This window comes from Streptomyces sp. R818, assembly GCF_056172735.1.
In genome coordinates, this window is sequence record NZ_JAOCNE010000005.1 from 114,226 (window position 1) to 126,154 (window position 11,929).

Below are 11,929 nucleotides of genomic sequence, written 5' to 3' on the forward strand. Positions count from 1 at the left end.
GAGGAGGAACTGATGCGTGTCGAGAACGTCCACATCGAGTCGCTCGGCGTGGTGCTGCCCGAGTGGGCGAGCGCCGAGCAGGCGGTCGCGGAGGGGAAGCTGGACGCGGAGATCCAGGCCGCGAACGGCCTGACGGGCGCTCACATAGCGGGCGACGTCCCGGCGATGGACATGGCGGTCGAGGCGGCCCGGATCGCCCTGGACCGCTCGAAGACCGACCCCGAGGACCTGGGCGCCCACATCCACACCGCGGTCCACTACCAGGCCCCGGAGGGCGCCTACCCACCCGGCTACGTGCTGCGTGAACTCGGCCTGGGCCGCCTGCCCGCGCTCTATCTCCAGCAGGGCTGCGACGGCATGCTCAGCGCCCTGGACGTGGCGATCGGCAAGCTCACCGGCGCCGCCGGGGCCGGCTCGGTGCTCCTGACGACCGGCGAGAACTTCTCCTCCCCGACGATGGACCGCTGGAAGGGCTTCGGGCAGGCGTACATCCTCGGCGACGGCGCGGCGGCCGCCCTGATCAGCGACGAGGAGGGGTTCGCCGAGGTCCGCTCGCTGAACTCCGGCGTGCTGCACGAGCTGGAGAAGTGGCACCGCGGCGACGGTCCGCTGCTGCTGCGGGAGGACGCCGGCTCGATGTCGGACATGGCCGAGCGGGCGCAGCGTTTCACCGAACGGGAGATGCCGCTGTCGGAGACGATGGAGAAGCTGACCCTCTTCGACCTGGAGGTCATCCAGCGGTCCCTCGTGGACGCCGGTCTGAACGCCTCGGACCTGGCCAAGGTCGTCCCGATCAACATGGACGGCCGGATGATCGAGTACTCGATCATGCTGCCGCTCGGCCTGACGATGGACCGGTGCAGCTGGGGCGAGTTCGGCAAGTCGGTGGGGCATGTGGGCGGCGCCGACGTGTTCATCACCCTGGAGCACCTGGTCCGCACCCGCCAGGTCGCCCCCGGCGACCACGTCCTGCTGGTGTCGCAGGGCCCCGGCTGGCTGTGCAGCGCGGCCGTCGTCACCGTGACCGCCGTCCCGCACTGGGCCGAATAGACCGCGTACGCCGAAGGGCCCGCACCCTGCGCAGGGTGCGGGCCCTTCGGCGTGCGCGGCCGGTCAGGCGCCGAGGCCGGTCAGCCAGGTGTCGGTGGCCCCGGCCGTGGAACGGGCGTGGTCCTCCATCATCGTGAAGTGGTTGCCGGGGACCTCTAGCACGGTGTGCGCCCGCTCCCACGACGTCTGCCAGTCCTCGGGCCGCAGCTCCTCGCCGGGTGCGGCGGGCACCGGCGGCTCGGTGGAGCGGACGAGGAGGACCGGGCAGTCGAGCGGGCCCGGCTCCCATTCGCCGATCATCGCCACGTACCAGCTCATCGCGGTCAGCCGGTCGGAGTCCATGTGCGCGAACATCGACTCGCGGTCGAACATGCCGCCCAGCATCTGCTGGGAGAACCGCAGGAACGGTGAGTCCGCGCGCGGCATGTAGGTGTCGAGCAGGACGACGGCGGCCGGAGCGGCGCCCCGCTCCTGCATCCGCCGGGCCGTGGACAGCGCGAGGACGCCGCCGGAGGACGAGCCGAGCAGGACGGGCGGGGTGTCGCCCACGGTGCGGAGCACCGCGTCCGCGTGCAGATCGGCGACGGCGTCGAAGGTGGCGGGCAGCGCCTCCCCGGTGCCGAAGCCCTGGGTGGGCAGCGCCCACACGTCGCGCCGCCCGCGGAAGGCGGAGGCGAACCGGGCGTACTGGTGGACGCCGGCGAGGGCGACGTAGGAGCTGAAGCAGACCAGCGGGGCGGCGGTGTCACCGGCCGAGAGGCGGATCGCCGCGGGGACGGTGGCGAGTTCGTCCGGCGAGGTGAACGTCGGGCGCAGTTCGGCGGCGGCCTGGAGCAGCGTGAACCCGTCGTCGACCCGGCCGTCCAGGCAGGCCTGCTTGAACAGTCCGCCGATGGTGTCCTCGGGTCGTACGGCAGTTGCGGCCGTACGGTCCTGAGCGGTGTCCGGCGCGGCCTGTTCACCGAGCCTGCCGTGCAGGTGGGCGGCGAGCGCCTCGGGGGTCGCGTGGTCGAACAGCAGGGTGGGGGCGAGCTTCAGGCCGGTGGCGGTGGCGAGGTGGTTGCGCAGCTCGACCACGGTCAGGGAGTCGAAGCCCTGCTCGGTGAAGAGCCGGTCGGGCTCCACCGCGTCCGGCCCCGCGTGGCCCAGGACGGTGGCGGCCAGCTCCCGGACGAGGCCGGTCAGCATCTCGGGGGTGTGTCCGGCGAGGAGCTGTCCTCCGGCGGTCGCGGGGGCTCCTGCCGCGACCCGGCGGGCGGCCACCGCTGCTGCGGGCCGCACCATCGCGCGTACGCCGGACCGCCCGGAGGCGGTGGCGACGGCGATCACCGAGGGGTCGGTGGTGGTGAGGGCGTCGTCCAGGAGGGCGAGGGCGTCCTCGGCGGCCAGGGGCCGCAGGCCGCCCCGGGCCAGGCGGCCCCGGTCGGTGTCGGAGAGGCGGCCGGTGATGCCGCTGTCGTCGCCCCACAGGCCCCAGGCGACGGAGGCGGCGGGCAGTCCGGCGGAGCGCCGCAGGGCGGCGAGTCCGTCGAGGAAGCTGTTGGCCGCCGCGTAGTTGGCCTGGCCCGGGGCGCCGAAGGTGCCCGCGGCGGAGGAGAACAGCACGAACGCGGCGAGCGGGTGGGCGGCGGTGAGTTCGTGCAGGTGCCAGGCGCCGTCCGCCTTCGGCCGGAGCACGGTGTCGAAGCGTTCGCCGTCGAGGGCGGTGAGGACGGCGTCGTCGGTGACACCGGCCGCGTGGACGACCCCGGTCAGCGGCAGATCGGCGGGTACGCGGCTCAACAGGCGCTCCACGTCCGCGCGTTCAGCGATGTCACAGGCTTCCAGACGGACGTCGGCGCCCAGGTCCGTCAGTTCGGCGACAAGGGCGTCCGCTCCGTCGGCCGCGGGACCGCGCCGCCCCGCGAGGAGCAGGGACCGTACGCCGTGCCGGGTGACGAGGTGGCGGGCGACGGCGCGGCCGAGGGTGCCGGTGGCGCCGGTGACGAGCACCGTGCCGTCCGCGAGAGCGGGCGCGTCGCCGGTCGCGGCCGGGGCGACATCGGGGTGCAGGACACGGCCGCCACGGACAGCCGTCTGCGGGCGTCCGCAGGCGACGGCGGCGAGCAGGGCGGCGTCGTCGCCGTCCTCGATGTCCGCTGCCACGTCCACCAGATGGAAGCGGCCGGGGTGTTCGGCCTGCCCGGAGCGGACCAGGCCCCACAGGGCGGCGCCCGCCACATCGGTCCTGCCGACGCGGCCCGCGGTGATCGCGGAGCGGGTGACGAAGGCCAGTCGGGCGTCGGCGTACCGCTCGTCGGCGAGCCAGCCGCACATCAGCTCGTGCGCGCGGGCGAGGTGGCCGCGGACCGTCTCGGGCACGGCGGGGCCGTGGGCCTCGGGGGCGGCGAGCACCACGTCGGGCATGGTCATGCCGGTGTCGACGGCCTTGCCGAGGGCCTCCAGGTCGGCGTAGGTCTCCAGGTGGACCCCCGCCGCGTCGAGCGCGGCGGCCACGCGGTCGTCGCCCTCGCCGAGGAGGATCCAGCGCACCGTGCCCGGACGCGGGGCGTCGGGCGCCGGGAGGAGCTCCTGCCAGTCCAGGCGCAGCAGTTCGGGCCGCCGTGCGGTGTCCGCGGCGGGGGCCGCGGAGACGGCCCGCAGGGTGATCGAGTCGGCGGTGGCCACGGGCCGGCCGGTCGTGTCGGTGACAAGCACCCGGTAGCCGTGCTCGTGGTCCGCCGGGCTCAGGCGTACCCGGAGCGCGGTCGCGCCGGTGGCGTGCAGGGTCAGGCCGGTCCAGGCGAACGGCAGCATGGGCACCGCCTCGTCCTCGTCGTCCCGTACTCCGGGTCGGCGGACGAGCAGCGTCTGCACGGCCGCGTCGAGCAGCGCGGGGTGCAGGGCGTGGTGTGCGGCGTCCTGCCGGTACGGCTCGGGCAGCGCGACCTCGGCGTACACCTCGTCGCCGCGCTCCCACACGGTGCCGAGGCCTTGGAAGCTGGGCCCGTAGGCGAATCCGGCGGCGGCGAAGGCGGCGTACGGGTCGCCGACAGATATCTCCTGGGCGCCCGGCGGCGGCCAGGCCGTCAGCTCGTCGGCCGGGGCGGGCGGCGCCTGCGGGGCGAGGACGCCCTGCGCGTGCCGCCGCCAGTCGCCGTCGTCCCCGGCGGTCCTGGACCAGACGGTGAAGGCGCGGCGGCCGGTGTCGTCCGCGCCGTCGACGGTGACCTGGAGCAGCGCGGCCCCCTCGGCGGGCAGCACGAGCGGGCTCAGCAGGGTGAGTTCGCTCAGGTGGCCGCAGCCGGTGCGGTCGCCGACGTGCACGGCGAGGTCGAGGTAGCCGGTGGCGGGCAGGATGACCTGGCCGAGGACGGTGTGGTCGGCGAGCCAGGGGTGGCTGCGCAGGGAGAGCCGCCCGGTGAACAGCAAGTCGTCGGAGTCCGGGCGGGTGATCTCGGCGCCGAGGAAGGGGTGCTCGGCGGTGCGCAGTCCGGCGGCCTCGGGGTCGCCGGCCGAGGCCACGGTCGGCAGCCAGTACCGCTGCCGCTGGAAGGCGTAGGTGGGCAGCGGCACGACGCGGGCGCCGGGCAGCATCGCCGCCCAGTCGGGTGCGACGCCGTGCGTGAACAGCGTGCCGACAGCCGTGACCAGGCGTTCCGTCTCGGGCTTGTCGCGCAGGACGGCCGCCACGAACACGGACTCGTCCGCGCCCGACGCCTCCCGCTCGGCCAGCGCGCTCTCGGCGAGCGTGGTGAGCGGGCCGTCGGGCCCGACCTCGAGGAAGCGGCGGGCGCCGAGGCCGTGCAGGTGGGTGACGCAGTCGTGGAAGCGGACGGGTTCGCGTACGTGCCGCACCCAGTACTCGGGATCGGTGAGCAGTCCGGGCGTGGCGCTCTCGCCGGTCCGCCCGGAGACCAGGGGCAGGGTCGGTTCGGCGTACGAGACGCGGGCGGCGACGGCACGGAAGTCGTCGAGCACCGGATCCATCAGGGGCGAGTGGAAGGCGTGGCTGACCCGCAGCCGGGTGGTGCGCCGTCCGGCCGCCGAGAAGTCGGCACAGATCTCGTCGACGGCCGCCTCGGTGCCCGAGATCACGGTCGCCTCGGGCCCGTTGAGGGCGGCGATGCCGATGTCGTGCTCGCGCCCGGCGAGCAGCGGCAGCACCTCGTCCGCGGCGGCCCGTACGGAGGCCATCGCCCCGCCGGGCGGGAGCGCCTGCATGAGGCGGCCCCGGGCGGCGACGAGAGCGCAGGCGTCGTCCAGGTCGAACACCCCCGCCACGTGGGCGGCGGCGATCTCACCGATGGAGTGTCCGGCTACGAGGTCGGGCCGCACGCCCCAGGATGCGAGCAGGCGGTAGAGGGCCACCTCGAAGGCGAACAGGGCGGGCTGGGCGTACTCGGTGCGGTGGAGCAGTTCGGCGTCGTCGCCGGACACGGCTTTGTCGAGTCCGGGGACGCGCTCGCACACGGCGTCGAAGGTTTCGGCGAACACCGGGTAGGCGGCGCGCAGTTCGCGGCCCATGCCGAGGCGCTGGGCGCCCTGCCCGGTGAAGAGGAACGCGGTCTTGCCGCCGGAGCGGGCCGTGGCGGGCAGCGTGGATCCGTCCGCGAGCGCACGCAGTCGCGTGGTGAGCCCGTCGTGGTCGGCGCCGACGAGGACGGCCCGGTGGGGGAAGGAGGCCCGGGTGGTCGCCAGCGCAAGCGCCGTGTCGGCGGGCCGGACGTCGGGGTGCGCGGCGACGTGGTCGAGCAGCCGGGCGGCCTGGTCGCGCAGAGCGTCGTGGGTGCGGGCGGAGAGGACCCAGGGCACCGGGCCGGTCCACGCGGCGGGCTCCTCGCCCTGCGGTTCCTCGGGCGGCGCTTCCAGGACGATGTGGGCGTTGGTCCCGCTGATACCGAACGAGGACACGCCCGCACGGCGCGGACGCTCCCCCGTGTCCGGCCACTCCCGCGCCTCGGTCAGCAGAGAAACGGCGCCTTGTTCCCAGTCGACGTGTGAGGACGGCGCGTCCACATGGAGCGTCGCGGGCAGCACACCGTGCCGCATGGCGAGCACCATCTTCATCACACCCGCCACACCGGCACCGGCCTGCGTGTGACCGACGTTCGACTTCACCGAGCCGAGCCACAACGGCCGCTCGGCGTCACGATCTTGGCCGTACGTGGCAAGGAGAGCCTGCGCCTCGATCGGGTCACCCAGCTTGGTGCCCGTGCCGTGCGCCTCCACCGCGTCCACGTCCCGCGAGGACAGTCCGGCGGAGGCGAGCGCGGCGCGGATGACCCGCTGCTGCGAGGGCCCGTTCGGCGCGCTCAGCCCGTTGGACGCACCGTCCTGGTTGACGGCCGACCCCGCCACCACCGCGAGCACCGGGTGCCCGTTGCGCCGCGCGTCGGACAACCGCTCCACGAGCAGCAGACCGCCGCCCTCCGAGAAGCCCGTACCGTCGGCCCCGTCCGCGAACGCCTTGCACCGGCCGTCCGCCGCGAGACCCTGCTGACGGCTGAAGTCGACGAACAGACCCGGGGTCGACATCACCGTCACGCCGCCGGCCAGCGCGAGATCGCACTCCCCGTTGCGCAGGGCCTGCGCCGCCAGGTGCAGGGCGACCAGGGACGACGAGCACGCGGTGTCGACGGTGACCGCCGGGCCTTCGAGGCCGAACGTGTACGACACCCGGCCCGACAGGACGCTGGCCGAGTTGCCGGTGCCGAGGTGGGCGCCGACCTCGTCGCCGGGCGCGAGGGGACGGGACGTGTAGTCCTGGTAGTTCGTGCCCGCGAAGACGCCGGTACGGCTGCCGCGCAGGCCGCGCGGGTCGATGCCCGCCCGCTCGAACGACTCCCACGCCATCTCCAGGAGCAGCCGCTGCTGCGGGTCCATCGCGAGGGCCTCGCGGGGCGAGATGGTGAAGACGCCGGGGTCGAAGTCGGCGAAGCCGTCGAGGAAACCGCCGACGCGGGTGGAGGAGCGGCCCGCCTTGCCGGGCTCCGGGTCGTACAGGGCCGCCACGTCCCAGTCGCGGTCCTCGGGGAAGGGGCCGAGGGCGTCGGTGCCGTCGCGCAGGAGCTGCCAGAACCGCTCGGGGGTGTCGGCGTCGCCGGGGAAGCGGCAGGCCATGCCGACGATGACGACGGGGTCTTCGGCGGATTCCTGGCGGGCCGGGGTGTCGAGACCGCCGGAGACGGCGCGGTCGGCGGCCGGGGCCAGGCGCTCGCTGAGGTGCTCGGCGAGGGCGGCCGGGGTCGGGTAGTCGTAGACGAGGGTGGCGGGCAGGCGCATGCCGGTCGCCTCGCCGAGGGTGTTGCGCAGCTCGACGGCGGTGAGGGAGTCGAAGCCCAGTTCGCGGAAGGCGCGGGCGGGTTCGACGTCGTCGGGGCTGGGGTGGTTGAGGACATAGGCGATGTGCGCGCGGACCAGTTCGAGGAGGGCCTGGCGCCGGTCGGCGTCGCCGAGGGCCGCGATCGCGGCGAGCACGTCGTCGCCGTCGCCCTCGGAGCCGCTCGGGGCGGCGGGCCGCTGGGCGCGGAGCCGTTCGAGGTCGGGAAGGCCGGTGTAGAGGCGGCGCGGGCGGCCCTTGTCGAGTTCGGCGCCGAAGACCTCCCAGTCGATGTCGGTGACGACGAGCGTGGTGTCGTCCTGTTCGAGGGCGTCCTGGAGCGCGGTGCAGGCGACGGCCGGGTCCATGAGGCGGACGCCGTGGCGCTGGAGGCGTTCGCCGACCGTGCCGGAGGCCATGCCGCCGTCGGCCCAGCCGCTCCAGGCGATCGCCGTGGCGGGCAGGCCGCGGGAGCGGCGGTCCTCGGCGAGGGCGTCGAGGTAGGCGTTGCCTGGGGCGTAGTTGCCGTGTCCGGGGCTGCCGAAGACGCCGGACGACGAGGAGAAGAGGACGAACGCGGACAGGTCGAGGTGGGCGGTGGCGGCGTCCAGGTTGCGGGCGCCGCCGACCTTGACCCGTAGCACTTCGGCGAGGCGCTCGGGGGTGAGGGAGCCGATGACGCCGTCGTCGAGGACGGCGGCGGTGTGGAAGACGGCGGTCAGGGGCCGCTCCTCCGGGATGGCGGCGAGGAGCGCGGCGAGGTCGGCCGGGTCGGCGATGTCGCAGGCGACGAGGTCGGCCGTGGCGCCGGTGGCCGTCAGCTCGGCGAGCAGGTCGTCGGCGCCCTCGGCGTCGGGGCCCGAGCGGCTGACCAGGAGCAGGTGTGCGGCGCCGGTGCGGGCGAGCCAGCGGGCGACGTGGCGGCCGAGGGCGCCGGTGCCGCCGGTGACAAGCACGGTGCCCCGCGGGTTCCAGGCGCGGCGGCCGGGCCGTCCGCCGACGGCGGCGCGCTCCAGGCGGCGGCCGAGGACGCCGGTGGCGCGGACGGCGACCTGGTCCTCGTGGTCGGTCCCGGCGAGGACCGCGACGACCCGGTCGGCGGCGCGCGCGTCGCACTGCTCGGGCAGGTCGACGAGGCCGCCCCAGCTGTCGGACTGTTCCAGGGCGACGACACGGCCGAAGCCCCAGACCAGGGCCTGGGCGGGGCGGGCGGGCGCGGGGTCGGCGCCGGTGGCGACGGCGCCGCTGGTCAGGAACCAGACGGGGAGGCGGGCGTTGCGGTCGTCCATCGCCTGGACGAGGGCGACCGTGGCGGCGAACCCGGCGGGCAGTTGGGGGTGCGCCGGGTGCGGTGTGTCGTCCAGGGCGAGGAGGGAGAGCAGGCCGCGGGTATCGGTGACCTCGTCGGCCAAGGCGTCGGCGAGCACCGCACGGTCGGCTCGGGGATCGACGACGACGGGCAGGCACTCGGCACCCGCGCGGGTCAGCGCTTCCCGTACGGCGGTGGCCTCGGGCCCGTCCTCGTGGCCGCGCGGCACGACGAGCGCCCACCGGCCACTCAGCGACGGCGCGTCCGTGACCTGGAGCGGCGACCAGGCGATGCGGTAGCGCCAGCGGTCGGCAGTGGCGCGGTCGGTGCTGCGGCGCCGGTAGCCGGCGAGGGCCGGGGCGAGGGTGGCGACGGTCGCCTCGTCGAGGTCGAGGGCGGCGGCGAGGGTGGTGAGGTCGCCGGAGTCGACGGCCTCCCAGAAGGGCGCGTCGGCGGTGCCCGCGGCGGACTCGGGGGTGTCGTCGGCGCTGAACCCGGGCCAGTAGCGGCGGCGTTGGAAGGCGTAGACGGGCAGGTCGACGCGGTGGGCGGGCTCGTCGTGGACGGCGGCCCAGTCGACCGGGCCGCCCCGGACGGCGAGCGCGGCCACGGAGGCGAGGAACCGCTCGGGTCCGCCTTCGGAGCGGCGCAGGGAGCCGAGGACCGCGCCGTCGGTGATGCCGAGGTCCTCCAGGATGTCGCCGACGGCGGTGGTGACGACGGGGTGCGGGCCCGCCTCGACGAAGACGCGGTGGCCGGCGTCGGCGAGGGAGCGCACGGTGGTCTCGAAACGGACGGTGCGGCGGATGTTCTCGTACCAGTAGGCGCCGTCGAGGGTGGTGGTGTCCTCGACGCGGGCGCCGGTGACGGTGGAGTGGAAGGGGATCTCGGCGGGGCGCGGGCGCACCGGCGCGAACCCGGCGAGCAGGGCGTCCTTGACCTCCTCGACCTGGCCGCAGTGCGAGGCGTAGTCGACGGGGACGCGGCGGGCGCGGATGCCGTCGTCGGTGAGGCGGGTGAGGAGTTCGGCGAGCGGTGCGGCGTCGCCGGAGACGGTGACGGAGCGCGGCCCGGTGACCGAGCCGACGGAGATCCGGCCCTCGTAGGGGGCGAGGAGCCGTTCGACCTCGGCGAGGGGCAGCGGGACGGCGACCATGCCGCCGCGGCCGGTGATCGCGGTCAGTTCGCGCGAGCGGGTGACGACGACGCGGGCCGCGTCCTCCAGCGTGAGGACGCCCGCGATGTGCGCGGCGGCGATCTCGCCCTGGCTCTGCCCCGCCACGGCGGCGGGGCGTACCCCGCACGCCATCCACAGGCGGGCGAGGGCGACGCAGACGACGAAGAGGGTGGGCTGGACGACGTCGAGGCGTTCGAGGGGCGGGGCGCCGGGCGCGCCGCGCAGGACGTCGAGGACGCGGTAGTCGGTGAACGCCTCGACGGCCGCGGCGGCTTCGTCGAAAGCGGTACGGAACCGGGCGTCGGCCGCGTGCAGTTCGACGGCCATGCCCTCCCACTGCGGGCCCTGGCCGGGGAAGAGGAAGACGGGGTCGCCCTCGGCGTCGGCGACGCCGCGGACCACGGCCGGGTCGGGTGTGCCGTCGGCGAGGGCGGTCAGGCCGCGGAGGAGTACGTCGAGGTCGGGGGCGACGACTGCGGCGCGGTGTTCGAGAGCCGGGCGGGTGGCGGCGAGGGACCAGGCCAGGTCGGCGGGTCGCTGCGCGGCGTCCGGGGCGGCGCGGAGGTGCGCGGCGAGGCGGCCCGCCTGGTCGCGCAGGGCGGCGGCGGTGCGGCCCGAGACGGTGAAGGCGCGGGGGCGGGGGGTGGCGTTCTGCTCCGTCTGCGGGGCCGGTTCCTCGGTCGGCGGGGCCTGTTCGAGGATGACGTGGGCGTTGGTGCCGCTGACGCCGAAGGAGGAGACGCCCGCGCGCCGTGGCCGGTCGCCGGTGTCGGGCCAGGCGCGGCCCTCGGTGAGGAGTTCGACGCGTCCGGCGCTCCAGTCGACGTGCTCGCTGGGCCGGTCGACGTGGAGGGTGGCGGGCAGCCGTCCCGCGCGCAGCGCGAGCACCGTCTTGATGATCCCCGCGACGCCTGCGGCGGCCTGGGTGTGGCCGATGTTCGACTTGACGGAGCCGAGCAGCAGCGGCCGGTCGGCGGGCCGGTCCTGGCCGTAGGTGGCGAGCAGGGCCTGGGCCTCGATGGGGTCGCCGAGGGTGGTGCCGGTGCCGTGCGCCTCGACGGCGTCGACGTCGGCGGGCACGAGGCGCGCGGACTTCAGCGCCTGCCAGATGACACGTTCCTGGGACGGGCCGTTGGGGGCCGTCAGGCCGTTGGAGGCGCCGTCCTGGTTGACGGCGGAGCCGCGCAGGACGGCGAGGACGGGGTGGCCGTTGCGGCGGGCGTCGGAGAGCCGCTCGACGACGAGGACGCCCGCGCCCTCGCCCCAGGCGGTGCCGTCGGCGGCGTCGGCGAAGGCGCGGCAGCGGCCGTCCGCCGACAGGCCGCGCTGGCGGCTGAACTCCAGGAAGATCGTGGGCGTCGACATGACGGTGACGCCGCCGGCCAGGGCGAGGTCGCACTCCCCCGCGCGCAGCGCCTGCGCCGCCAGGTGCAGGGTGACCAGGGAGGAGGAGCAGGCGGTGTCGACGGAGACGGCCGGGCCCTCCAGGCCCAGGGTGTACGAGATCCGGCCCGAGAGGACGCTGGGCGAGTTGCCGACGCCGTCGTCGCCCGCGTTGTCGGAGTGGCTGAGCAGCGTCGTGTAGTCCTGGAGGTTGGTACCGGAGAACACGCCGGTGCGGCTGCCGCGCAGGGCGAGCGGGTCGATGCCCGCGCGTTCGAGGGCTTCCCAGCAGATTTCGAGCAGGATGCGCTGCTGCGGGTCGGTGCCGACGGCCTCGCGGGGCGAGATGCCGAAGAACCCGGCGTCGAAGTCGCCGACGCGGTCGATGAATCCGCCGGTACGGGTGTAGCTGCGGCCGGGGGTTCCGGGCGTCGGGTCGTAGAGCGCGTCGACGTCCCAGCCGCGGTCGCGCGGCCACTCGGTCATGGCGTCGGTGCCCTGGTCGAGCAGGCGCCACAGGTCGTCGGGGTCGCCGACGCCGCCGGGGAAGCGGCAGCCCATCGCGACGATCGCTATGGGTTCGCTCTGCTGTGCCTCGGCCGCGGCCAGGCGCTGGCGCGTCTGGTGCAGGTCGGCCGTGACCTTCTTCAGGTAGCCGAGGAGCTTGTCCTCATCGGTCATGTGTTCTCACCCGTTCTAGGTCCCGTGG

Annotated in this window: 1 protein-coding gene and 1 pseudogene; one reads left to right on the forward strand and one right to left on the reverse strand. The window is 75.2% G+C overall.

The genetic code is table 11. The annotated features are described in order from the left end of the window. Positions 1 to 12 precede the first annotated feature (12 nt). A complete protein-coding gene (locus N5I75_RS15955) occupies positions 13 to 1,050 on the forward strand; it encodes a ketoacyl-ACP synthase III family protein (RefSeq protein WP_476678074.1) in 1,038 nt (345 codons plus the stop codon). 99 nt (positions 1,051 to 1,149) lie between these two features. On the opposite strand, the pseudogene N5I75_RS15960 reads toward N5I75_RS15955, so the two are convergent. Beyond that, a pseudogene (locus N5I75_RS15960) lies at positions 1,150 to 11,874 on the reverse strand (type I polyketide synthase); the annotation flags it as partial. Positions 11,875 to 11,929: the final 55 nt, after the last annotated feature.

Excerpts from the sequence above, each read along its gene's own strand:
- N5I75_RS15955 (WP_476678074.1), top strand. The coding sequence starts at position 13 with ATGCGTGTCGAGAACGTCCACATCGAGTCGCTCGGCGTGGTGCTGCCC.